The sequence below is a fragment of the Nostoc sp. genome (assembly GCF_036917775.1).
GTDB lineage: Bacteria > Cyanobacteriota > Cyanobacteriia > Cyanobacteriales > Nostocaceae > Nostoc.
This window is the reverse complement of sequence record NZ_JBALEQ010000146.1, coordinates 16,163-40,896: the sequence shown is the minus strand read 5'-3', so window position 1 is coordinate 40,896 and position 24,734 is coordinate 16,163. Positions and strand designations below refer to the sequence as shown.

22 protein-coding genes are annotated in these 24,734 nt (G+C 41.8%); 10 read left to right on the top strand and 12 right to left on the bottom strand.

Annotated features, from left to right (window positions below; genetic code table 11):
* Nucleotides 1–70: 70 nt before the first annotated feature.
* Nucleotides 71–751: a hypothetical protein gene (locus tag V7K69_RS29340; protein ID WP_335041078.1), complete on the bottom strand. Its 681-nt coding sequence runs from the start codon at nucleotides 749–751 to the stop codon at nucleotides 71–73.
* 123 nt (nucleotides 752–874) lie between these two features.
* Between V7K69_RS29340 and V7K69_RS29335 the strand changes: the two genes are divergently transcribed.
* Both V7K69_RS29335 and V7K69_RS29330 read left to right on the top strand, forming a co-directional pair.
* Nucleotides 875–3,313, top strand: coding sequence for an ATP-dependent helicase (locus V7K69_RS29335; RefSeq protein ID WP_335041076.1), 2,439 nt, complete (start codon nucleotides 875–877; stop codon nucleotides 3,311–3,313).
* A gap of 157 nt (nucleotides 3,314–3,470) precedes the next feature.
* Nucleotides 3,471–3,635, top strand: a complete 165-nt coding sequence (locus tag V7K69_RS29330; RefSeq protein ID WP_335041074.1) for a hypothetical protein — start codon at nucleotides 3,471–3,473, stop codon at nucleotides 3,633–3,635.
* Nucleotides 3,636–3,681: 46 nt separating this feature from the next.
* On the opposite strand, the gene V7K69_RS29325 is transcribed toward V7K69_RS29330, so the two are convergent.
* From V7K69_RS29325 to V7K69_RS29315, 3 genes are all read right to left on the bottom strand, one after another.
* Nucleotides 3,682–4,257, bottom strand: a complete 576-nt coding sequence (locus tag V7K69_RS29325) for a GNAT family N-acetyltransferase (protein WP_335041072.1) — start codon at nucleotides 4,255–4,257, stop codon at nucleotides 3,682–3,684.
* 30 nt (nucleotides 4,258–4,287) lie between these two features.
* On the bottom strand, nucleotides 4,288–4,956 hold the full coding sequence (locus V7K69_RS29320) for a DUF1345 domain-containing protein (protein WP_335041070.1): 669 nt from the start codon (nucleotides 4,954–4,956) through the stop codon (nucleotides 4,288–4,290).
* A 528-nt stretch (nucleotides 4,957–5,484) separates the two neighbouring features.
* Nucleotides 5,485–5,874 carry a DUF1499 domain-containing protein gene (locus V7K69_RS29315; RefSeq protein ID WP_335041068.1) on the bottom strand — a complete coding sequence of 130 codons (390 nt, stop codon included), beginning with the start codon at nucleotides 5,872–5,874 and terminating at the stop codon, nucleotides 5,485–5,487.
* Nucleotides 5,875–6,038: 164 nt separating this feature from the next.
* Here V7K69_RS29315 and V7K69_RS29310 point away from each other — a divergent pair, with 164 nt between their 5' ends.
* Nucleotides 6,039–7,187, top strand: a complete 1,149-nt coding sequence (locus tag V7K69_RS29310; protein WP_335041065.1) for an alanine--glyoxylate aminotransferase family protein — start codon at nucleotides 6,039–6,041, stop codon at nucleotides 7,185–7,187.
* A 61-nt stretch (nucleotides 7,188–7,248) separates the two neighbouring features.
* Here V7K69_RS29310 and V7K69_RS29305 read toward each other — a convergent pair whose 3' ends face one another.
* The 4 genes from V7K69_RS29305 to V7K69_RS29290 all read right to left on the bottom strand — a co-directional run bounded on the left by V7K69_RS29305 (nucleotide 7,249) and on the right by V7K69_RS29290 (nucleotide 12,197).
* Nucleotides 7,249–7,653, bottom strand: coding sequence for a response regulator (locus V7K69_RS29305; RefSeq protein WP_335041062.1), 405 nt, complete (start codon nucleotides 7,651–7,653; stop codon nucleotides 7,249–7,251).
* A 142-nt stretch (nucleotides 7,654–7,795) separates the two neighbouring features.
* Entirely contained in the window at nucleotides 7,796–9,202 is a 1,407-nt protein-coding gene (locus V7K69_RS29300) for a DUF3370 domain-containing protein (RefSeq protein WP_335041060.1), read from the bottom strand.
* 709 nt (nucleotides 9,203–9,911) lie between these two features.
* The gene (locus V7K69_RS29295) at nucleotides 9,912–11,315 is read right to left on the bottom strand and encodes a hypothetical protein (protein ID WP_335041057.1); all 1,404 of its coding nucleotides are present in this window, start codon (nucleotides 11,313–11,315) and stop codon (nucleotides 9,912–9,914) included.
* A 579-nt stretch (nucleotides 11,316–11,894) separates the two neighbouring features.
* Complete coding sequence (locus V7K69_RS29290) at nucleotides 11,895–12,197, bottom strand: hypothetical protein (protein WP_335041055.1); 303 nt, start codon at nucleotides 12,195–12,197, stop codon at nucleotides 11,895–11,897.
* A 316-nt stretch (nucleotides 12,198–12,513) separates the two neighbouring features.
* Between V7K69_RS29290 and V7K69_RS29285 the strand changes: the two genes are divergently transcribed.
* Complete coding sequence (locus V7K69_RS29285; protein ID WP_335041053.1) at nucleotides 12,514–13,287, top strand: MlaE family ABC transporter permease; 774 nt, start codon at nucleotides 12,514–12,516, stop codon at nucleotides 13,285–13,287.
* A 219-nt stretch (nucleotides 13,288–13,506) separates the two neighbouring features.
* Here V7K69_RS29285 and V7K69_RS29280 read toward each other — a convergent pair whose 3' ends face one another.
* Together V7K69_RS29280 and V7K69_RS29275 are read right to left on the bottom strand one after the other, a co-directional pair.
* The gene (locus V7K69_RS29280; protein WP_335041051.1) at nucleotides 13,507–13,956 is read right to left on the bottom strand and encodes a hypothetical protein; all 450 of its coding nucleotides are present in this window, start codon (nucleotides 13,954–13,956) and stop codon (nucleotides 13,507–13,509) included.
* 199 nt (nucleotides 13,957–14,155) lie between these two features.
* Nucleotides 14,156–15,283, bottom strand: a complete 1,128-nt coding sequence (locus V7K69_RS29275) for an ABC transporter ATP-binding protein (protein ID WP_335041048.1) — start codon at nucleotides 15,281–15,283, stop codon at nucleotides 14,156–14,158.
* A 202-nt stretch (nucleotides 15,284–15,485) separates the two neighbouring features.
* Between V7K69_RS29275 and mrdA (V7K69_RS29270) the strand changes: the two genes are divergently transcribed.
* The 5 genes from mrdA (V7K69_RS29270) to V7K69_RS29250 all read left to right on the top strand — a co-directional run bounded on the left by mrdA (V7K69_RS29270) (nucleotide 15,486) and on the right by V7K69_RS29250 (nucleotide 21,708).
* Nucleotides 15,486–17,333 carry a penicillin-binding protein 2 gene (gene mrdA, locus V7K69_RS29270; protein ID WP_335041046.1) on the top strand — a complete coding sequence of 616 codons (1,848 nt, stop codon included), beginning with the start codon at nucleotides 15,486–15,488 and terminating at the stop codon, nucleotides 17,331–17,333.
* 274 nt (nucleotides 17,334–17,607) lie between these two features.
* The gene (mrdA, locus tag V7K69_RS29265; protein WP_335041043.1) at nucleotides 17,608–19,428 is read left to right on the top strand and encodes a penicillin-binding protein 2; all 1,821 of its coding nucleotides are present in this window, start codon (nucleotides 17,608–17,610) and stop codon (nucleotides 19,426–19,428) included.
* A 65-nt stretch (nucleotides 19,429–19,493) separates the two neighbouring features.
* Nucleotides 19,494–20,561 carry a serine hydrolase domain-containing protein gene (locus V7K69_RS29260; protein ID WP_335041041.1) on the top strand — a complete coding sequence of 356 codons (1,068 nt, stop codon included), beginning with the start codon at nucleotides 19,494–19,496 and terminating at the stop codon, nucleotides 20,559–20,561.
* Between the two features lie 168 nt (nucleotides 20,562–20,729).
* Complete coding sequence (locus V7K69_RS29255) at nucleotides 20,730–20,981, top strand: helix-turn-helix domain-containing protein (protein ID WP_335041039.1); 252 nt, start codon at nucleotides 20,730–20,732, stop codon at nucleotides 20,979–20,981.
* Complete coding sequence (locus V7K69_RS29250; RefSeq protein WP_335041037.1) at nucleotides 20,959–21,708, top strand: hypothetical protein; 750 nt, start codon at nucleotides 20,959–20,961, stop codon at nucleotides 21,706–21,708. The genes V7K69_RS29255 and V7K69_RS29250 overlap by 23 nt, the downstream gene beginning before the upstream one ends.
* On the opposite strand, the gene V7K69_RS29245 is transcribed toward V7K69_RS29250, so the two are convergent.
* Entirely contained in the window at nucleotides 21,671–22,828 is a 1,158-nt protein-coding gene (locus tag V7K69_RS29245) for a DNA cytosine methyltransferase (protein WP_335041035.1), read from the bottom strand. The genes V7K69_RS29250 and V7K69_RS29245 overlap by 38 nt on opposite strands.
* A gap of 76 nt (nucleotides 22,829–22,904) precedes the next feature.
* Nucleotides 22,905–23,708 (bottom strand): M15 family metallopeptidase, encoded by an 804-nt coding sequence (locus V7K69_RS29240; protein ID WP_335041033.1) that lies wholly within the window; start codon nucleotides 23,706–23,708, stop codon nucleotides 22,905–22,907.
* A 102-nt stretch (nucleotides 23,709–23,810) separates the two neighbouring features.
* On the opposite strand from V7K69_RS29240, the gene V7K69_RS29235 reads away from it, so the two are divergent.
* Nucleotides 23,811–24,728: an AEC family transporter gene (locus V7K69_RS29235; protein WP_335041084.1), complete on the top strand. Its 918-nt coding sequence runs from the start codon at nucleotides 23,811–23,813 to the stop codon at nucleotides 24,726–24,728.
* The last annotated feature ends 6 nt before the right edge of the window (nucleotides 24,729–24,734 follow it).

Genomic DNA, 24,734 nt, shown 5'->3' with positions numbered 1-24,734 from the left:
TAGCAGCGTCTGCATTATTCACAGCCTTCAAGGAGTTTCAAAAATCTCAGCAAATCAGAGCATTTTTCTCTCACCAGAGACATAAAAGAGCGTTAATCAACGCTTTCACCGTATGCGTTTTTCCATTTCCTGGTGAGCCAATAAATAAAATGCCACGTTTCCAAGGAACACTGTAATTTGCGTAAGTTTCGCGGGAGGCAAAGAAGTTTATCAGGTCATCTTGAATATCTTGTTTAAGAGTTTTATGCAAAACTAGATTCTCAAAAGTTGAGCTTTGAATAGATTGAAAAAGCTCGGGATTTTTATCCCAGTAACCATCTTCAAAAACTAACAGTTCATCACGAATTTCTGAGTTCCACTCACAAACTGCGGCGAAAAACTTTTCAGCTACTTCTGAACTATCTGCCAAAATCCAAGAATAACGAGTTTTACAATAACCTTCATTCCAACTCATTAAGACGACATCAAGTTTATTTCCTTGCCATGAAACTTGAAATCTGGCATTTTCATTATATTTGTAAATCTCGTTATCCATGCCATTCCAACCAGTAAGTGTCTGGTTATGGATATGATTATCATATTTAATTTTGCAAAAATTTGCCTCAGCGTACTTTTCTAAATTGAAAGAACTATCATTACTTTCTACCAATGCTTTTTTAGGATAAATAGCTGCTAGCTCCTGACTAACATGATAGGAGATAGCATTATTAGATAAGCTAAGACCTTGTGTAATTATTTTTTGAATTTTCATGTTTATTTATTTTTCTGGTTAGTTAGAGCTTAGAAAGATATCAAATTAAGCTAATCTAACATTAAGATGGCTGAATTGCGAATTCTGGCTTAGAGAATTATTCTTTCAAATATAAAATTTGATATGTCAGACTCTAAATTTACTACTCCTATAGCTCAATCACTCCATTCAGAATTGTCTGAGCGATCGCCTGTTTCTAACCTGGGGGAGAAGATTCTTGCAATCCGCAACAGTCTACGCCCTGGACAACAACAAATGGCTGACTGGGGATCTGGCCCTTTGGCTATTTCTGCCGTTCCTGGCGCAGGCAAATCTACTGGGATGGCGGCGGCGGCGGCGATCGCGATCGCCCGTCAATATGAACGTTATGCCCAGTCGCGCCCATCCTCGCGTCGTCATTTGGTAGTCGTCACCTTTACTCGTTCTGCTGCTGCCAATATTAAAGCGAAGATTCGCAAATTCTTACGAGATGATTTATCTCTACCCCAGACGGGATTTTTTGTCTATACTCTACATGGTTTAGCGTTAAATATTGCTAGCCGCCATTCGGATTTATCCGGTTTGCAGTTAGAAAATGTCACATTAATTACACCAACTCAAAGTCATCGCTTTATCCGAAGCGCTGTAGAACAATGGATTGCGAATAATCCCGGAATATATTTGCGGTTATTAGAAGGTCATCAATTTGACGGAGAAGAGACAGAAAGGTTGCGTCGTCAATCGGTGCTACGAACAGAAGTCTTACCGGAATTGGCGAATACGGTAATTCATGAAGCAAAAAGTTCGGGGATATCGCCAGAAAAACTGCGGGAGTGGAGTAAACAAACCACAGACGAATATACAATTTTGAGCGTAGCGGCGGGATTGTATGAGCAATATCAAAACTTAATGCGATCGCGTGACTTCATCGATTACGACGATATGATTTTAGCCGCACTGCGCGTTTTAGAAAACGACAGCGCCCGTCGCATTGAGCAAAACCAAGTTTTCGCCGTCTTTGAAGATGAAGCCCAAGATTCTAGCCCCCTACAGACGCAACTGCTAGAAATTTTGGCGAGTAACTGGGAATATCAGCCAGAGAATTCACCACTCCTAACTCCTAACTCAGCACTCAGCACTCAGCACTCAGCACTAAATCTAGTCCGAGTTGGCGACCCCAACCAAGCAATTAACTCTACCTTCACCCCAGCCGATCCAATTTATTTTCGGCAATTTTGCGAAGAGTGCGATCGCATCGAACGATTGGCAACGATGGATCAAGCTGGTCGCAGTACGAGAATTATTCTTGAAGCTGCTAACTTTGCCCTCAAATGGATCAATAATCAATCCTTAGCAAAAACCAATAATGGACAACAGACTCCTGACAACCGACAAGTACCATTTCGCTTGCAGACAATTCGCCCTGTTGAAACAGGCGATCCACAAAAGAACGCTAACCCAGCACCAATAGGACAGGGGTTAGAACTTTATACCCCGCGTGACATTCATCACACCGTTGAATTGTTATCTCAAAGAGTAATTGAGTTATTTGGCGAAGATCCAACACAAAATAGTGCAGCGATTTTAGTGCGAGAAAATCGCCAAGGAAGATGGTTATCAGAGGCTCTAGCATCTGTGTGCAAAGAGCATAATATTACACTTTATGATGTGGGAGAACGCGATCGCCGTTCCCATGTTCCCCAAGAGATTTTAGCATTGCTGCAATTTTGCGATCGCCCCCACTCCCCCGATTACCTCAAAGCTGCACTAGAAGCATTAGTACAGCGCCAGTTAATTCCTACCCAAGACCTCAACGCCCTTGCTAGTCTCCCAGAAGAATTTTTGTATCCTGGCCCCCTAGCAGCACCCCAGCCAGAAACAGTTCAAAAAGCTGCACGCTTGTGCCGCAATTTACTTCGCGCCCGCTTGGAATTGCCCCTGTACCAATTAATTTCCTTTCTCGCCTTGACTTTAAATTACGACCAGGCAGAATTAGCAACTGCTGACAAACTTGCAGAACGGGTAAACCAGCAGATAGCTGGCAATAGTTCAATGGGGGGAATGCTGTCAACTTTAAGTGAAATCGTCAGTTCCGAACGTTTTGAACCAGTGGAAACGGAAGATTCGGAAGAACGTTACACTCGTCGCGGTCAACTGACCATTATTACCATGCACAAAGCCAAAGGGCTAGATTGGGACTATGTATTTCTTCCCTTTCTCCACGAAAACTTGATTCCTGGTAGATTTTGGGTTCCTCCCCAAAGCCAGTTTTTAGGTGATTTTACCTTATCAGAAGTAGCCCGCGCCCAAATTCGGGCTGCTCTCCACGGGGAATCTACCATACCAGATGTTACGCAAGCATGGGAACAAGCAAAGCACTTGAAAATATCTGAAGAGTACCGTTTACTCTACGTTGCGATGACACGGGCCAAGCGTCTGGTATGGATGTCAGCAGCGCAGAAAGCCCCATTTACTTGGAGTAAACCGGAGAATTTACAAGAACAAGCGCCTTGCCCAGTATTTCCAGCATTAAAGCGTCAATTTCCTGAATCGGTGGTGAATTTAGCGGTAATGGCTAAATAAGGGCGGTCAAAATTTTTCAGAAATTGCAGGAATTCACAGTTACTAGCGATCGGATTGTGAATATTTGTAGTAAATAAGCTACCTATAGTGAAAGTTGCCGTTTGAAAATTGGTGTTATAAATTGGTGCTGAGATTTTAATTAGAAATTGATTTACCAATGAAAACCCAACAATTCACAACGACACAAGAAAATAGACCCAGCAAGACAAAAAAACAGTCTTTTCCTGGCATTAGTATTGGTACTCCTAAAGTACCATTCCGCCAATCCAAGAAAACTGTACAACAACATGAGTTACTCAGTGACTGGAATAACGCAAGTTAATTTTGTAACATTATCTCATCCCAACTTACCAGTTGTGAGTCATAAATTAGGAGTGCAGTGGATTCTTTTGGTCTATTGCCATAAGCCAACAATCTGAGTATTCTCCTTCATGTAGTTCATGGGCGGGTAATAGCTTTACTTTGACAAAACCACATTTTTCATAGCAACGGATTGCGCGAGGATTGTCAACATGAGGATCTATGACAATTTTATGAGCTTGTCGCTGTTCAAAAAGATAACTGATAATTGCTGACAAGATTTTTGTACCAATTCCCTTGTTCCAATAGTCGGTTTCGCCGATGAATAAGTCAATTCCGTAGACATAATCAGTTTGATCGAGATGATACAATTGTCTATCGGTTTGGGATAAGTCATTGAGGGCACAATACTGCAAATAACCAATGGGGATATTTTGATAGTAGAACAGACACGGAACAACCGGGTCATCTCCCTTAATCATCGGTTTGTATGTTTCTATAATTCTTTCTAAATCAAAAGGATTATCTCTTCCTTCATAAAATTTCAAAACTTGTGTATCAGTTAACCATTTTGCCATCAACTGATAATCATATATTTCATCTTCCATTAGACGAATAGCAATTTCATGTTGTTCAATTAGCATTTCCTGTGTATATTTTTCTAGCTATACTTTTTAAATCAGCGATGCAATGATATTGATACTCATTGCTAAAATTGTGGTATTAAAAAAGAAGGATAATATGCTATGTAACAGAGTCAAGCGCCTCATATCGCGTGATCTCGTCTCCACATCTGAAACTTGACTAGTCATACCAATTACAAATGAATAATATAAAAACTCCCAATAGTCTGGATAGTCGTTATGAGGAAAATCTAAACCTCCGACGATTTCTTCACTATTATTACGATTAATATATTTGTAATAGCTATGTGCATATTGCACTGCAAACATCGTATGCACTAGTAACCAGGAACCGACAATGGTCATAATTGCAAGTATGACATGTAGAATAAGCAGAATTGTTGATAACCCTTTTTTATCAGTTAGCAAAAACCCGATGGCTAAAACACTAGCACAAGCCGCAGCTATCACCAGCATAAATATAGCTAAATGTCCTTCATATTCATTCTCAGCATAACGGCGAATTTTTTCTGGGGTAGCTTTGATCATCTTCCACCAGGTTACGGTTAAGAAAAAGTCAGCACCAAAGTTCCAAGCGCACAGAATGCGAGTTGCTAAGTGCAGCCAACGTGGAAGTATTACTGAAATTAATACAGCGAGTGCGACAGAAATTATTAGTCTGGGTCGAGGGTCAAAGTTTTTAAACACATTAAGTTTCACAAATATTGCGATCGCAGATGTTATCCAGTTTCATTTAATTTGTAATTTTAATCTCTCTGTAAGTCTCAATTGCATGAAATACAGACCTAACCCCAGCCCTTTTTCTACTAGCGTTGGGGAGTAAGATTCAAAACCTCTCTCCTAAAAGGCTACAGTGTAAACACAAGTAAGATCCAGAAAGCCCTCATGTAGAGACGCAATTTATCGCGTCTGAAAGACTGACACGTTAGAGAGACACGATAAGGGACTTCCAAGAAATAAATTAGCTAAATAAACGAACCACAGAGACACAGAGAACACAGAGGAATGAGGAGAAGAGAGTTTTTTTCGTCAGTTTTTTGGGTATTTTTTTATCTGGAAGTCCCTAAATCGCCGCCCTAAAAGAGAATGTACTCCTCAATTGTTCCTTTACAGACTACTATTTCCAACTTGTGTACACTGTACCTTTTTAAAAGAGAGGTTAAAATGTATTGCTTCCATTCGAGAAGCGCCATAACACTCAACTAATTACGAATTACGAACTCCGAATTAGTTCAGTTTGGCTCTAATCGTCTCTATTCGTTGACGATTGACACCCAAATCGCTTTGACCTAAGCGTGAAGCTGAACGCACTTGGATCACGTTAGTATTCCGGTCTAGATAAAACTCTACATCATCCACAAATCCCAGTAAAGCACTTTTAAATTCTGCATATAAATAATCTTGGCTTTCGCTAATGATTTTAGTTCTTGGTAAGGACTGAATAACCTCTTTAAGATTATTAATCGCTTCTTCTGGGGTAGATGTAAAAGTTAACGGTTCAATTTTGTGGGCTGCATCTGCACTCTGACTGGAAACACAGTTAGGAGAGTTAGGACAAGATGCCAATTTACCGTTGCTAACACCTAAATTATTTGGTCGTTTGCCAGCAAAAACCATAATTACGTCTCCTGGTAAGTGAATAAGTATACTCTCACATATTTACTTGAACCACTGTAATGCTTTGCAGCGATCGCATCTTCTGGCAAATGACAGATTCTCTAAAACATCGGTGATGCGTTCGCTCTATGATCCGGTAAGTATGGTCTAGGCGAACACAGATTATGACGCAAACAATTTCAATCAACGACTCCGAACGCTTGCAACTCACACCGCTAGAAATTCCATCCCGTCTACTGTTAGGGCCTGGCCCCTCCAATGCCCATCCCACAGTTCTCCAGGCAATGAATACCTCACCAGTTGGGCATCTTGACCCAGCTTTTCTTGCCCTCATGGATGAAATTCAATCGTTGCTACGCTACGTATGGCAGACAGAAAACCCACTTACCATTGCAGTCAGTGGTACGGGAACAGCCGCAATGGAAGCAACCATCGCTAATGCTGTTGAACCTGGCGATGTAGTCTTGATTGGTGTAGCTGGTTACTTTGGTAATCGCCTCGTAGATATGGCTGGACGGTATGGTGCTGATGTCCGAACCATTACCAAGCCTTGGGGACAAGTCTTCAAACTTGATGAACTCAAAACTGCCCTAGAAACTCATCGTCCGGCTATTTTAGCTTTAGTCCATGCCGAAACTTCCACCGGTGCAAGGCAACCATTGGAAGGAGTTGCTGATTTGTGCAATGAATTTGGCACTTTGCTGTTGGTGGATACTGTGACAAGTTTAGGTGGCGTTCCGTTATTTTTGGATGCTTGGGGAGTTGACTTAGCTTATAGTTGTAGCCAAAAAGGGTTGGGTTGTCCGCCTGGTGCTTCGCCTTTTACGATGAGTGCGCGTGCATTTGAGAAATTGCAACAGCGCCAAACAAAGGTTGCAAACTGGTATTTGGATATGTTGTTACTTGGTAAGTATTGGGGCGCTGAACGCACCTATCACCACACAGCACCGATTAATTTATATTATGCCTTGCGGGAAGCATTACGTTTGCTGGCAGAAGAGGGGCTAGCAAATTCCTGGCAGCGTCATCAAAAAAACGTAGAGTATCTCTGGGAAGGGTTGGAGAATTTAGGACTGAGTATGCACGTTGAGCAAGAGTATAGACTACCAACCCTTACCACTGTCCGCATTCCAGCAGAAGTAGATGGGAAAGCGATGGCACGGCAATTACTCAATGAACATAATATTGAAATTGGCGGTGGTCTTGGCGAACTAGCGGGTAAAGTTTGGCGCGTCGGATTGATGGGCTTTAATAGTCGTAAGGAAAGTGTTGACCAACTTTTAGCAGCGCTGCGGCAGGTTTTACCTAAGTAGTTTTCAAGTGGAAATAGTGCGTTAAGTTACTGTTAGCGCACTTTATCCAGCACTACAATCATTACCAATTACAAGAAGCAACCAAGTTAGCTACTATCTCAACTAGTTCGTCTGGGTCGACGGGTTTAGATATATGAGTGTCAAACCCACCTTCCAAGGCACGGATACGAGCCTCAGTATCAGCATAAGCTGTTAAAGCTATAGCTGGGACTCGTCCACACTTCTTAGATTTGAGCGCACGAAATTTGCGGATGAAAGTGTAGCCATCTTCTCCTGGCAACCCAATATCAGAAATTAAAACATCAGGCTCCAATTCGGATAATACTTGGCGTGCCGCATCTGCTGATATTACTGGTATAACTTTTGCTCCATCCATTTCCAACACAGTAGTGATGAAAAAGCGAGTATCATTATCATCCTCAACTACCAGAATATCTAAACCAGCAAGAGTTCCAGAAGTTTCCATAAATGAAATTTTATCGTAAATTAAAGGATTTAAATCCACATTTTGAAAATGTCTTTATGGTCTTTCCCGGATGGCTTAAAAAGTCAAATCCCTATTCCTAAAGTAATTCATAATTACGAATTACGAATTATTAACTAACTCTTCACTTGTCTAAAGTTCTTACACTCAGGACTTGGGGTGGTGTCGAATCTGGCGGATAAATCACATCTACCAGTACTATCCGCTTACTGGAAGGTGGAAGTACAAGCTGTACCAATGGTTCTAATACCTGACCAGTTCTGTGCCATAGATGTACGTAGCGTGTCTTTTGTTGACCTTGATCATCGAAGTAACGCAGCCGCACCGTACCACGGAAGAAAGGAAAATCTAGGGATGGTTTCCTAAAACGTACACCACCTTGGGATAATTTATCTTCCTTCAAAGGCGTTTCCAAAGTAACAGTCACGGTTTGATTTTGGTTGGTATTGTTGCTTAAAGGTAAGGTGAGTTTATATTCCACCCCATAATTACCATGTGCTTCATAAGCCGTATCTGGATAACGTACCAGCATTTTGGCCGTTTGGATTTGTTGAGTACCCAATCGACCACTCCGTAATGTATCTAAAACATAAGAAATAGCTTTACCGCGTTGGGGAATAGTCAGATTTGTGCTTTGAGGATTATCCAGCAACTTTGCTTGCCACTGGGAACCTTGTGATACACCAGCTACACGCCCATAAATCAGTGCGCCACTGGTAGCATTTGGAGGAGTCGGGGTTTTATCTCGCGGCCCGGCGAAGTTCCCGTTATCTAGTAAAGCTTGCCATTCTGCAAGAGTCGGTGCGCGTTCTGTATTCTCAGAATTTTTCTTGGCAAACATTGCCAAACTTGCCGCATAAACTTGATCGCTACTACGCAACCGCATAAAGCTAGAACGACCATTCACAGGCTTTTCTAGATTTCGTACAGGAATCGGATGATTTAGCAACATCCGGCTTTGCCCTGGTGGAATTATCAGCTTTGCGGGAAAATCAGCTTGTCGAACACCTCGGAGTACATCACCAACAGCGCGATCGCCTGGCCCTGAATAAGCTTTACCATCGTTATTTTCTACGTAGGGTGGCAAAGTAACAAATGGTGCATCTTGCATCAAGTAACTCGCTGCTTGCAACACATCTACTGTTACAGCTTTTTTACCAGGGTTATGTACAATTACGCCCAGGTATAGCGTTTGTAAATCCTTGGGAGTATGGCTGTAATGGTGGGCAAATAAATCAAAGCGTCCCTGAAAAGGAAAATTGAGGTGCGCTGCTGGAACTTTTTTACCGTTTGTAGGAAAGGTAGAAAGTAAAATACCCTCAGTTTTAACCCATTCTGGGCTATTGCTGTTAAAAACAGGTATTGTATCCAACTTACCTGGTAGAGCCAGAACTTCTCCTGGTTGGACGATTTCTTGAGGTGAAGTTTGAGCGATCGCTGAATTCTTTTTATCTGCTGTGCATCCAAAGGTTTGAGTTATGGCAAGCCCTAATAGAAGTGTGAATACAGGTAGTGGTAATTTAGCTAGCATCAATTTGATCGTAAATCAAGGTGTAGTTATGATTACAATTTACTGTCAGGGGATTTCTGAGATTGCGATCGCAATCTTATTTGAGTTATAAAAATTCTCGTAGACGCGCCAGGCTTTCTCCACCAAGAGTTCAGATAATACCAAAACACTTGTAGAGACGGCGATTTATCGCGTCTAGAAAACTCCAAATTTTTACCAGTAGCGATTCAGAAAATAGCGTTAAGATAGCACGGCAAAACAAAATCCGACTCGTTCGCATTTCAAGAACACGTCGGTAAAATATATGTTGAGTATTCCTCACTAGCTCACTGCGAGAAAAAACCAACAAATAGTAGAGGCAAGAGTATTAGTAGGGACACAATTAATACGAGGGTTGCCGGCTCGATTTTTATCTGGTTCTTTTGTGGATCGCGCATTTGGCTTGCTGTCGAAAAATAAGTATATTAACTCAGCCTAAAGGATGTTTATTCCTTTTTCCAAGCCCAATCAGGTTGAAAAATGTAACTTTTTAGTAACTCTATCGCCCTATCAGCTTATTTCTTCCAAGGTAGTTTAGTTCCCATCTCAGTCAATGCTGAAAATATAAGATAGAGGACGAGTAACCCAGCACCCGCAAAGAAAGCCAGTAAATCGTTATCCATAAATGCTGTTTGCTAAAACTTCGCTAATCATAGCGAAATCTACTAATCTTTAGCATTTTTCTACAGCCCTACAATCTTTGGTCTTGTGGATGCAAACTGTACCAGCCATACCAGTGACGAACTGCTAGCCAAACAGCTGAAAGCAAACCCGCTACGCTAAGGGTGAGGCCGCTAAATGGTACTAATAATCCAAAAATTGGTAATACTGCTCCAGCAATAGTGCAGATAATAGCAGCCAGGGAAGCACTACGACTAGCTCCCAATCCCCATGTCAAAAACAGTAAGATGATGGAAATTAACGTCCAAGCCAACTGAGCATTGATGACACGAGCCAGATAGGTCAAAATCAATAGACAAGCAAAGAAAATACTACCAGCGATCGCAACATTTCTGAAACTCATTGGTAGTGATAAATATAACAACAAGATCCACCACAAAAATATTGCTGGTGCTAGCAATAAAAGACGCGGAATTACCCCCGTATGACGAATTGTTTCGGTGTTGGTAAACACTCCAAAGGGATTTTTTACTGAAACATTCTCGTCAAATTTCCAAGTAAATTGCGTACTACGTCCGTCAGATTTAATATCGTCAGGTTCAATACCACTGGCAAAATTAGCCGGAGCAAAGTTAGCAATTGCTATGAGGCGGAAGTTAGATAGGATTTGTCCCCCTGCACTATAAACCCAGCGAGGCCCGCCTCTAGCCTGATAAGTAACTCGAAAGGTAGTTTCTTCTCCTGGTTGCAGCCGGAAGGGAAAACCATAGTCTTCTGGATTGATTTGTTGCAATCTTGTTCCATCACGCTCGATTTTGTAGCTAGAAAGAAGTGTGTAGCCGTTGGGTGGCGGTGCTTCAAAGAAAAAATTATTAATATCCTTGAGTTTGTTAACTACTTTATAATCGGCAGTATAATCTGCCCGATAAATTGAGCTACGACCTGAAACATCTACGCTTTGGTCAAGCTTGACTTGAATTTGCGAACCAGCCAAGCTCAAGAAGCGGTTAATTTGTCTTGTCTCATTTACCTTGACTATTTTGTTGCCAACTTGAGTGTTATATGAATATGGCTCCTGAATAGAGTAGCGGACTTGGGGGGCAAGTTGTTCGAGCTTTTCACCTGCAACACTTTCAGCCACTTGAGCTACCTTTGCCTGTTCCCAATAGTGGTAGCGATTGCTTAAAGTTGAACAGAGAAAAAATCCCGGTACTAAGAGAACTAATACTAAAGTTAAATGCTGTAATCCGCGCAACAGTTGAGAATAACCAACAGCCCATTCACCGATGAATATAAGCTGTTCTGGCTGGCTGCGACGGAGGGAAAAACTTATCAGTGCGATCGCAACTCCTAAAGCTACGATCAAAAATACTAATAACAGTGAAGCTTTGAGCGCCTGGGTTCCAAATTGAACAAGCTCAATCGGATGCGTCAAATCGGGTAATCCGGGAATACCTTGAGCAGAAGATGACATTGGCTAAATTTTTGCAGAATTTGGAGAACCAGACCGATAAATTTGCTTAAAAGTTTCTGAATAATAGTTTTATTTAATACGCAAATATTTTCAAGAAGTGCTGCTGAATTGCTCAATGGCAACTGAGAACTTACACAAAAAATCTCTCAAAGTCTTATTTATCTGTTTCTCTGTAGCTCTGCGTTAGCCTGTTGCAAGTCTTATTGAGTCTACATCTTTTTGTTAATCATCCCTAAGTCTAATTATCTCAACATCAAAAACCCGGTCATGATGGCCGGGTTTTTGAGTTGAAACATGGGGCTATATTGCCCAAAGGTTAGTTATAGAAGTTCAGTATAAAATCGATGCTCTAATTAGGGATACCGCTTGACTGTTATCGATTTCGGAAAATTAGCTAAAAATTTTTGAGTAGTCTTCCTTTCTCTTCCAAGCAGCAACCGACTGGTAGCGCCAGAGTGTAGGATTGAGGAATATTGATTTTCCGGCTTTTGCTGATGAATAATGGATTTGGTAGCTGGCAAGAATGGTTAACAGTATTCACCTATCTAGGTTTTACAGTCTTTATTATCTGGCGCGTGTTTACCGCCGAGAAGAATTAAAAAAGCTACATATCATTTCACCAGGGTCTTTTTGCTTAAAGGGTAAAACACCTCCACCTTGTTGAACCTTGACTCGTTCCCGGCAATTGTAAACCTCGGTGGGTCTTTTTACTCCATCTACACTAACGGTTGCCCTATATTCCCAATAGTTTTTAGCACTTCGGTTGATGCTGAGAATGCAAATCTGGTGGTGTTGGCGTAGCCCGTTGGAGAAATCGTAATTGCGACACATTGATGCAAAAGCTGGATGTGCTACGGATAAGCTTAGTATCAATAGCAACATAAATATTCTTACTTTTATCCTGTTCATAAAAAATCATTTAACATTAGGAACTCCGTAAAAATAAAATACCAGCTATAGGTGAGTCCTATAGACAATTTGTATTGAGCATAAAAGTCTCAAACTTGATGGTGTTCATGTACCATACCCTAAGACCAATTCGTAATATCTTGCGGGAAGCCGGACTTCGTGCATCTACGTAATTGAGAAAGCCAGATTACATCTAGCTGGGTTTCCAGCATTTTTGTCTGTAGTTTTATTTTGAAAAATTGATATAACAATAATTTGCAAAAAAAAGCCAGTCTTAAGGACGATAAAATTGCGACTAAAAACAAATTTTGAGCAATCTCAGATTGCACGCTGTTGTGCGGCAGTGCTGCTTTTCGGTCAAGTGTGGCTACATTTTATTCAGGGAAAAACTTACTACCGCAAAATTATGCAGCATCTGGTGACTGCTGGGCCCGGTTCCATCTCTCCAGTTCTCCTGGTTAGCGGTTTTGCGGGAATGATTTTTACTATTCAGACAGCAAGAGAATTAGTCCGATTTGGGGCTGAAAATGCTGTAGGAGGTGCTTTTGCCTTAGCTTTTTGTAGAGAATTAGCTCCAATTTTAACCGCTAGTATTATGGCAGGACAAGTGGGTTCTGCTTTTGCAGCAGAAATAGGTGCAATGCGGGTAACTGAGCAAATTGATGCACTTTATATGCTCAAAACTGATCCCATTGATTATCTAGTACTTCCTAGAGTAATTGCTTGTTGTTTGATGGTGCCTTTGATGACGATTTTGGCTTTAGTTACTGGGATTATCGGCGGAGTTTTTGCCGGCTCATACTTTTACAAAATTATTCCCGAAACATTTTTAGAATCAGTCAGAAATTTTTTAGACCCATCAGATTTGTTTGTTATTTTGTTAAAAGGATTTATTTTTGGTTTGCTCGTTGCTGTCATCGGCTGTAGTTGGGGTTTAACTACTAAGGGAGGAGCTAAGGAAGTAGGAGAATCGGCAACAAAGGCAGTTGTTACTAGTTGGGTATCCATTTTTATCATGGATTTTTTCCTTTCTCTACTACTATTTGACCAGCCTGCATTTTGAAGGGAGCAGGGGGAAAGGGAGCAGGGAGCAGGGGGAAGGGGGAAGGGCAAGCAAGAAAATTAGTGGTAACAGAGCTTGTCTATTCACATAGCGTCCCATAGAGAAGTATAGTTTTTCTCCTGCTCCTGCCTTCATTTATCGAAAATTTAGGTAAGAAATATCAGTTTTGAAGCTTTGATGCAGCCAACCACAGACATCCCTAATTTTTTTGAATATACTTCATAGCTTTACAAGAAAGTGGGAATATATTAACTCGTAAACTAGCGCACCCAAAGCTAAACCTGCAAATGAAAAGATAGATGTAGTAAAAAAAGCTAGACCTTCTCTAAGACCTGCTCTTTGGAAATCTATCCTGACTAATATAGTTGCCGAAATGATGAGTAAAGTATCAAGAAATACCCGAAACCAAGCAATCATCAGAAAAAATAAGAAAGCTGCTAAGACAGCAACACCAAAAGACCTGACGTTTGATTTAAGCAAAATCCTAAGATAATAGGTCATTTTCGGCCAAGGAGTGGTCAACGTCACTATTAAAAGCAAGATTGCAACCACAGTCAGCACCCACACAAACAGAGGAGCGTGTGTTTCAGATATTACCCAGCCCAAGGTACTGTAACTAAGCAGTACTAACGCCAGGGATACCCAAGGAACTCTTTTAAAAATTGACATGGGTTAATATTCCTAGTACAGGGTCAAGGTATTATTCCATTATTAAATTTTATATAGGAATGCGCTTTGATTTTTGTTCGTCCAGCGTGGCGTAGCCATAATTATTTGGCTTAAGAGGCAACAGGAAAAAAGGCTCTTTGAGTTGTACCTAGCTTCGCAAAAATCAAAAATAAGCCTTATAGAAAGTAGACTATTATAACTATTGATTAATAGCTAAACAATCATTTTCTGCCCACCAAGCGTAGATTGGCGTGTCGCTGTCTGGTAAAGTACCCAAAGTATTAGGTTGCAATACATTTATCCTAATACCATTTGTTAATTCCACAACATAATTAACGTGTGTGCCCAAATACATAACATTAATAAGCCGCCCTTCAAAGCAGTTAGCTGGCAAATTGGGTGGATAAAGCGAAAGCTGTATTTTTTCTGGGCGCACACTCACTACTACCGCTTGTGATAATTGAGATGGTGTATCTTCAGCGCGGCTAATGATAATTGAAAGTCCTGTTTTTGTGGAAATTTTAATACTAGAGGAATCTACCGCTACGATCTCACCACTAAATAAATTAGTATCGCCAATAAAATCAGCAACAAAAGATGTCTGGGGACGTTCGTAAATTTGGCTGGGAGTGCCAACTTGTTCAATTTTGCCTTGGTTCATGACGGCAATGCGATCGCTCAAAGATAATGCTTCTTCTTGGTCGTGTGTCACCATCACAAAGGTTACTCCCAAGTCTTTGTGTAAATTTGATAACTCAACCTGCATTTCTTTACGTAGTTTTAAATCTAACGCCCCTAAAGGTTCATCCAGTAATACGACGGTGGGACGGTTGACTAAAGCCCTTGCTAAGGCGACTCGCTGCTGTTGACCACCAGAAAGTTGACTGGGAAAGCGCGATCGCAAACTTTCCATTTTCACTAACTTTAAAGCTTCTTGAACTCTAATTTCAATTTCCGATTTGTGGATTTTTTTTAACCGTAGTCCAAAGGCGATGTTATCCCAGACATTCAAGTGATTGAATAGAGCGTAACTTTGAAATACAGTATTGACGGGTCGGCGGTAAGGCGGCACATTAGTCATAGACTGACCCTGAATCAACACTTTGCCAGCATCAGCGATTTCAAAGCCAGCAATTAAACGTAGTGTTGTTGTTTTGCCACAACCGGAGGGGCCTAAAATACTAAAAAATTCTCCTTGTCTGACATCCAAGTCTATTCCGTGTACTGCTGGTTCTTGGTTAAAAAACTTGAACACGTTACGCAGTTCAACATCAAGTGGCTGAAAAGTTGTTATCCCCCTCTGATTCTGCATGACAATTTGAGCCATAATCCTTAGTAGAATGCCGTGATCTTACGTAACTTTGTCAGTAGTCTATTGGGCAGACTATATTTGACACTTTGGTTTATTGTATCCGCCAAAAACAATTGTTCAAGAATATACTTGCCCGATTCTTTCATACCCAGTCTTGGGCATGAGTTTAGGGTAATTGTATACAGATAATACCGCTCTTAGAATCATTCTTTGTCTTATGTCTTTATTCCCATCAATTGGCAGCAAAAAAGATACACGTACAGTTGGACGTGGTTTCCAATCAATATTTTTAATCGTATTTACCCTCTTAATGACCACTGGGATTGAGGCTCGTCTGGCCTATTTGCAAATTGTTGAAGGCCCAAAACTCCGAGAACGAGCCGAAGCGAATCGGATTCGGATGATTTCTAAACAACCGGAACGAGGTAATATTTTTGACCGCAACGGTAAACTTTTAGCCAGTACTCGCTATCCTAGCTCTGTATATTTGTGGCCGATGGCACATACTAAGCCTTCTTGGTCTGTAGTCGGCCCGCGTCTAGCACAAATTCTCAACATCCCGCAAGATGAAATGGAAAAGAAATTAGAACAAGCAGGTGCTAATTCTTCTTCACTCATCCGAATTGCTCGCGATCTCAATGAAGCAGAAATCACGGCACTAAAGGAGTATAAAAACGAACTCCCGGAAGTAGAAATTAATACAGATTCTGTACGTTATTATCCTCATGGCAAGCAGCTGGCTCATGTATTAGGTTATACGCGAGAGTTGACTGCCGACCAGTTAAATGACAAGAAACAGGAAGGCTATCGACTGGGGGATGTAATCGGTCAGATGGGGGTGGAAAAAGCTTATGAGAAAGTGCTACGAGGCGAATGGGGCGGTCAGCAGGTAGAAGTAGATGGTGCTGGTAGACCAATCCGGGTTGTGGGCGAGAAACAGGCAAAGGCTGGTAACGATTTGCATCTGACCATAGATTTGGATGTGCAACAGGCAGCAGAAAAAGCTTTAGGAAATCAGCGAGGCGCGATCACAGCACTCGATCCGAATAATGGTGCTGTTTTAGCATTGGTCTCTTACCCTACCTTTGACCCGAATATCTTCTCAAAACAAAAACTCTCCCAGAAAGATTGGGAAAGCGTGCAAGGTAAAGATCATCCCTTGGTCAATCGGGCTTTGAGTGCCTTTCCACCTGCCAGTACTTTTAAAATTGTCACCACGACAGCTGGACTGGAATCAGGCGAATTCTCTCCAGACTCAATATTACAGACCTTTGGTTCTCTTACCGTTGGTGGCGTGACTTTTGGTGAGTGGAACCACGCCGGGTTCGGCCCATTAGGATTTCCCAGAGCGATCGCTATGAGTAGTGATACTTTCTTCTATCAAGTTGGCAGAAAAGTTGGTGGCCCAACTTTAATTCAATGGAGCCGCAAATATGGATTTGGTCAAAAAACTGGCATTGAATTTCCCAACGAAGAATCAAAAGGCTTGGTTCCAGATGAAATATGGAAGCAGAAAGTTTTAAAGACACCTTGGACTGTAGGTGACACCATTAATATGTCAATTGGTCAAGGTGCTTTACAAGTAACACCGCTACAATCGGCGATTATGTTTTCTGTCCCTGCTAATGGCGGGTATCGAGTTCAGCCGCATTTGCTCAAAGACAATGAAGAAGCAAAAAGTTGGCGAGAATCGTTAAATATGAAGCCGACAACGATCAAAGTTCTCCGCGATGGACTGCGGAGGGTAGTGAGTGAGGGTACTGGTAAGCGCTTGAACGTGCCGACAATTGCCCCAGCTTCTGGGAAGAGTGGCACTGCTGAAGCTGGTGTTGGCCGCCCAAATCATACTTGGTTTGGTGCTTATGCCCCTAGTAATAAGCCGGAAATTGTGGTTGTGGCTTTTGGTGAGAACTCTGGCGAACATGGCGGTACTGTTTGTGGGCCAATGGTTTTACAAGTGCTAGAAGCTTATTTTCAGCACAAGTATCCAGGTAAGTATAAAAAATCTCAGCCTGATCCATCAGACGCAAAAACTCAGAATTCAGGACATGGCACTGGGGATTAGTACCGCAAGGCGGAATTAAAAATTAAAAATTAAAAATGAATACAGCGTAAGTGTTTTATTCATTTGGAATGGGTAGTTTATTTACGCCGAACTGTACTAGTAGTGTGCAAAGTTCAAAATTCAAAAATCCTTGGGGCGACGCAATGGAAGAGATGAGCTTATGGTATCAATTGAAAACAATTAATCATTACCAATTAGTTTGCTATTAAATACCTGCTAAGAATTGAGCAGAGTTGTTTACAGATAATCTTAATTTTGAAATCTTCTTGGCCTTATGACTATATTAAAACCATCTCCACTTGGCGGGCAAAAAAATACACGTACAGTTGGACAGAGTTTTCAGCCGATATTTTTAATTATATTTACTCTATTAATGCTGACGGGAATCAGTGTTCGTTTGGCATATTTGCAAATTACTGAAGGAGCAAGCCACCGAAAACGAGCTGAGTCAAATCGAATTCGGATGATTCCCAAACAACCAGAACGGGGTAATATTTTTGATCGTAATGGCAAACTTTTAGCCAGTACTCGCTATCCTCGCTCTGTATATTTGTGGCCGATGGCACATACTAAGCCTGCATGGTCAGTTGTGGGGGCACGTCTATCTCAAATTCTTGAGATTCCCCAAGAAGAGATGGAGAAGAAATTAGAAGAGGCAGGCGCTAACTCTTCTTCACTTATACGGATTGCTCGTAACTTGAATGAAGCACAAATTACGGCATTGAAGGAGTATCAAACAGAACTTAAAGATGTAGAAATTCATACAGAAGCCGTTCGCTACTACCCCCACGGCAAGGAATTAGCTCATGTATTAGGTTATACGCGAGAACTGACCGCCGACCAGTTAAAAGAAAAGAAGCAGGAGGGCTACCGATTAGGTGATGTGATTGGTCAAATGGGAGTTGAAAAAGCTTATGAGATAAGTCTGCGAGGTGAATGGGGGGGTCAACAGGTAGAAGTCGATGGTGCAGGTCGACCACTCAGGGTTTTGGGTGAGAAGCAGGCGAAGCCTGGTAAAGATTTGCACTTGACCTTAGATTTAAATATGCAAAAAACAGCAGAAAAAGCTTTAGGCGATCGCGACGGTGCGATCGTGGCACTTGACCCAAAGAACGGTGCCGTTTTAGCAATGGTATCTCACCCCACTTTTGACCCCAATATTTTCTCGAAGCAGAAACTCAGCCAAAAAGATTGGGAAACTGTACAAGGTGCCGATCATCCCTTGGTAAATCGCGCCCTCAGTGCCTTTCCACCTGCTAGTACCTTCAAAATTGTCACTACCACAGCTGGTCTAGAATCAGGTAAATTTTCTCCTAGTACAGTCTTGCAAACCTACGGTTCCTTAAGTTTTGGCGGTACCCGATTTGGTGAATGGAATCACGCGGGATTCGGGCCGTTGGGCTTTGTCGGTGCATTACAGTGGAGTAGTGATACCTTTTTCTATCAAATTGGTCGGGGAGTCGGCGGCCCGACTTTAATAGAATGGACTCGCAAGTATGGATTTGGTAAAAAAACCGGCTTTGAGTTTGCCAACGAAGAGGCAAAAGGTTTAGTGCCAGATGAGACATGGAAGCAGAAAGCTTGGAAGATGCCTTGGACTGTAGGAGACAGCATTAATATGTCAATTGGTCAAGGTGCTTTACAAACTACACCCCTGCAAGTCGCCATCATGTTTGCCGTGCCCGCAAATGGTGGCTATAGAGTCCAGCCGCATTTGCTTAAAGACAATGAAGAAGCAAAAAGCTGGCGAGAATCTTTAAATATGAGGCCGACAACCATTAGTGTTCTCCAGCAAGGATTACGGAAAGTCGTAGCTGAAGGGACTGGTAAGGCTTTGAAGCAGCCAACAGTTCCCCCAGTCGCGGGTAAGAGTGGTACTGCCGAAGCCTGGAAGGGACGTATTAAGCAAAATCACGCCTGGTTTGGTGCTTATGCACCTGCTGAACAGCCAGAATTTGTGATTGTGGCATTTGCAGAACATTCCGGCGGTGGCGGTGGTAGCATTGCTGCGCCAATGATCTTACAAATTATGGAAGAATATTTTCAGCGCAAGTATCCAGGTAAGTATCAGAAACCAACGCCGAAGAAAGCATGAAATTGGGGCTTGGGAATTGATTATTTTCCTGTGCCTCTCATCTCCATACAAAAATGAGGTCAATTGTGATTGACGACTATATTCGAGCCGCAATGAGTCAAAACCAGATTCCTGGACTTTCTGTGGCCGTAGTGCAGGAAAATGAACCTGTTTTAGTTAAGGGCTATGGGCTGGCGAATATTGAACACTCTGTTTCAGCGACTGAACAGACAGTTTATGAAATTGCTTCTGTTGGTAAAACTTTCACAGCTACAGCCACAATAATGCTGGTGGAAGAAGGAATAATTTCGCTAGAAGATGCGATGCCTGCGGCGGTAAACTACGCAGACTATCTCGACGATCTACCTATAACATGGCAAAATGTCACAATCCAGCATATTTTGTCTCATCAGTCTGGAATTCCCAGCTATACCGATGCCCCAAACTACTGGGAAATTACCCATCTTAATTTATCGAAATCTGAAATTTTGGCTTTAGTTACTCACCTACCCCTCAAGTTCCAACCAGGTGAGTTTAGCGCCTATGACAACACAGGCTATTATCTACTGGGTTTGATCCTAGAAAAGGTAACTGGACAATCTTATGAAGATTTGTTGCAAGAACGAATTTTTGCTCGTTTGGGAATGAATGCAACTGTGATGAATAATCCCAGTGACATAATTCCACACCGGGCTGCTGGCTATCGGTTGCTAAACGGCAAACTCGTTAACAAACCTTACTACAGTCCTTCTGTTACCTATTCTGCTGGAGGTCAACTTTCCAGTGTAGAAGATATGGTGAAGTGGGAACAGGCGCTTTGTGGTGCAACTTTGCTAAAGCAATCAACCCTTGATTTGATGTGGACTCCTCATTTTCCAAATCAGGGCGATGATAGGGAAAAATTGAGATATGTTGCAGGTTTAGGTTGGTGGGTATTCAATTATGGCGATCGCCAAGTAGTTGGTCATAATGGTTCGATATTAGGATTTGCAAGTAACATTACCCGCTTTATTGATGACAAAATTACCGTGATTTTACTTTGCAATCTAGATAAAATTTCCCGACCAGATGCGATCGCTAAAAAAATTGCTGAATACTACTGTCCAGTTCTTACGGAACTAGTGCTTAAGCCTCCATTAGCGGAGAGGGAGTAAAACTAATTACTCCTGACTCTGCTAACCCTGTGAACTAATGGGACAGACCACTAGTGTTCAAAATTCAAAAAGCCTTTGGGCAAGGCAATGGAAGAAATGAGCTTATATTATCAATTGAATACTTTAGTCTGTAGAACTTTTGTATTCAAAATATTAGGCTTTTTCTTCATGCAGCCCAGTAAACTAGACCAAATTTTAGGGCTAGAACTACAGCGTCATCGCACAGAAAAAGGTTGGTCACAGGAGTATCTTGCAGAAGTGACAGGTCTGCACAGGACTTATATTAGCCAGCTTGAGCGAGGGCTAAAAAGTCCATCTGTTAGAGTTCTCAGCCATATTACCAATGCTTTAGATATGACAATGAGCGAGTTTTTACAAGCTGTAGAGGAAAGCCTCAGTGTTGACGGACAACGAGATTGAAAGATTAAGCCAAGCTATTATTGCTACCATTGCATCTCCAGTCATCGGCTCGATAGAAGATTATACGTGGGAAGCAATTTTTCATTATGTTAAGGATATTCCTTTATCAGATCCCGCTTTGGGACGTAGTAAGCTTCTCTATGATGCTGTTGACTTGGTGACTAAAACTGGTTGGTCACTCAAATCCCTTCAACTGAATAGCCTCAACTTTACAAATTCATTTTTGTTTGTCATTCAGAGAGCAGATGTCATCAAGAAGGCTGTACAACTGGGTTTTCCTGGTCTGACTGAGCAATCCCTGCCTAACGAGCTTGGATCAGCCATTATCCAACATTGGAACGAGAAGATTATTTTGAATCAGACAGTACAGGGCGTTGTCAATAGTTATGAAGGCATATTACTGAAAACTATCAAAGGCTACGAGTATATTTACTGCGAGTTTCCACTCAATCCTCTTGACCCAAATACCTTTTCTTGGGCTTGGACGGTAGATAGAACTACTGGGGGATTAGGGGCTGGACTACAGGGAAGCGTTGCAGGCAAAATAGAATTAGTTTGGTATAAAAATCAGAAACAACTTTTTCGAGCTAGAACTATTCCTACACAAGCGGTTCGTATTACAGTTGAAAGAACTCGTCTTACCCTTGATCGATATGTGGAGACAGTTCTCTCTGCTTTGCAAGATCAAATCAATACCCAATTTTCTGGGGATAAGCTTGAAGAATAGATGAAGCGATCGCTTTACCTAGTAGGGGAGGTACAGATTCGCCAATTTGAGAAGCCATATCAGTATATGTTCCCAAAAAGTGGAAATCATCTGGATAAGAGTGTAATCTTGCAGCTTCACGTATTGTAATTGTTCGATCTTGAGTAGGATGAAAAAACCTACCCGATCCGGGATGGAAAACCCATCTGGTGATAGTTCTTGCTGGTTTATCCCAGTAAAGTCTCCCGTATGCACCACTATAGTGTTTCTTAGGAGCTAATTCAGAAGGTAAGTCCCTAGCATCTTGTCCTTCAGAAAGAGCGCGAGCTCTCGAAAATTGAATTGGACTCAAAGCACGAGCAACATGATTAACAATTTTTATGCTTTCATGACGCATCATCGCTTGATATGTACTTTGTGGAGGAGAAGGATAAACTTCAGCCTCATAGTCTTGTCCTGCATCTAGTGGTGGTAAGTCTCCAATCGCATCTCTGACTGTGACAAGTGGAGAAATATTTGCTTCTAATAAATTAAGCTGATTAGAAGATTTTGTAGTTCTATAGTCACTCCTAATATCACCAATATGTGTTGGTTCAGGAAAATGAAGGGAACGATCTAGACTAGCTAGAAAAAAAGCTCTGGTTCTCGTTTGTGGTATTCCATAATGTGCAGCATTTAATGATGAAGAGACAACTTTATAGCCCAATGATTCAAGTTTTTCTGTGATTTCTTCTCTAATTACGCCATTGTAAGCTTTCAAGATTTCAGGCACGTTTTCCATTACAACATAAAGGGGTCTAAACTCCTCTACGAATTCCAAAAACGTTTTATATAGCAGGTTACGGGAATCATTGAGGTAGCGATAACCGGCAGGAATATTTCTAGAAAATCCCTGACACGGAGGACCGCCAATCAAGAGTATTGGTGCTTCTCGCCGTAAGCCCAACGCTAATCGTAAGTCATCAGGACTAACCTGACGTATGTCCTGATGAATGATTTTAGTTTTTGGGTAATTGTGCTTGTAGGTCGCCAAAGCTTTTGAATTTACATCAATTGCACATAGAGATTCAAAACCCGCCATGTGAAAGCCTTTTGTCAAACCACCGGCACCAGCAAATAAGTCAATAATCTTGTGTGTCATTTTTGAATACTATAGTACTCAAAGAATATCGTCAACCAACTCCTTTATAAAAAGATAGGAATTTGTAGATCAACTTTTATTGAGATATCTTAGCGGGTTTCAAGTTTCTGGCTTTGTAGAACATTTCCAAGCTGTTGCGATCGCCGACGAAACGCCAGTGCCAAGGCTCATAACTCACACCTTGAAGATTATCTTTAGGAAAAGACATTTCAAAGCTAAAACGTGCTGCATTTGCTTGCAGCCACTGATAAGCCTTCGTCTTGTCAAAATTGGTTTGGAGATTAGTTGCTGGTACCGATCCATCCCCAACATCCACAGCATAACCTGTGTGATGTTCGCTATGACCAGGAGGAGCGCTGAGGGCAGCCCGTTCTGCTGGTGTTTGATTTCGTTGGGCACCGACACCAAAAAACAATTGCTCCTGGTCTTTAACTGAGCGAAAGCCAGAAATTGGCACTAAAGTTACACCTGCACTCCGGGCTGTTGCTACCATCTCCTCAAACTTTTGGGCAGCAGATTTTTGCATTCTAATGCCCCTATTTGCGGAGATGGTTACTAGTTCTGACTGAGGCGCTTCTGGGTAAGGAAAATGCCCTAATATAGTATCGCTAGAATTATTAGATGGTGCGGGAGTCGGAGGAGTAGAAGTAGCTGGTAAAGGTTGAGAATCGGCGATTTTTTTGGGTGCAGTGACGAAAAACAAAAAGCCGCTAATTAAAGCCAGCAGGATAAATCCCACCACTCCGCCAATCAGGATAATTTGGGGTTGCAACCACATTTTGCGTGCTGCAACAGGTGTATCACGTACAGCCACTGGAATATCATCACCAAGGTCATTCGATGAGTTTTGCGGTTTTCCAGAAAACCCTGCCTTATTCAAGCGTAAACTCCTGTTTTTGTGGAATAGCCATAACAGATTTTGCACTGGACAAAAGTAGACGTAACAGGTAGCATTTTACATCTGTGGTTCTTAGGCGCAATCTTGACAAACCTTTTAGAACTATACGCCAAGCTGGGAGGATTAGTCCTGGTAGGTTTTGTTCTGGGACGCAAACTACCTATAACAGTTCCTACACGTTTGGGACAGTTTCTTTTTTGGGTGGGAGTACCCATAAGCATAGTATCGTTTTTGCGTCAATCCAGCTTGTCGGGGCAAATTTGGATTGCACCTGCGATCGCTTACCTAGCCATTTTACTAGGAGCATTTTTAGCTTGGTTAGGAATTAAAGGACAAGCCTATTTTAGAAATACTGTCCTCCAACCACCAACTCAGGCTAGCTTGATATTAGCCGCAATGTTGGGTAACACAGGTTATCTTGGTTTTCCCATTACCTTAGCAATGGTAGGCAAAGAATACTTCGCTTGGGCATTATTTTACGATTTGTTAGGTTCATTCCCAGGAACTTACGGTTTGGGTGTATTACTAGCAGCGCGTTTTGGCGGCGGTGTCCAGAATCATTGGCAGATTGCCAAGTCTATCTTAATTAATCCTGCGCTGTGGGGTTTCGGATTTGGCTTGCTGTTTCGGCAGGTGACAATTCCTACAGTTGCAGAATTCTGGTTAGAAAAATTTGCTTGGAGTAGTGTAGCTTTATCCCTGGTATTAATTGGAATGCGACTGGCGCTACTCAAATCTTGGCGTAGCCTACCACAAGTAGGGATGAGCTTGGGAATCAAAATGCTGCTAGTTCCCTTGATATTGGGCAGTATTTTACCGGTATTTGGAATAACTGGGGCGATCGCAAAGGTAATTGTCTTACAAATGGCCATGCCTCCAGCTTTCGCCACACTGGTAATTGCTGAGGCATTCAATCTCGATCGCGATCTGGCAGTTACAGCCCTAGCTGCTGGGGCTATAGTATTGTTGGTTACTCTCCCCGTTTGGCTGTGGCTATTCTGATTTTAG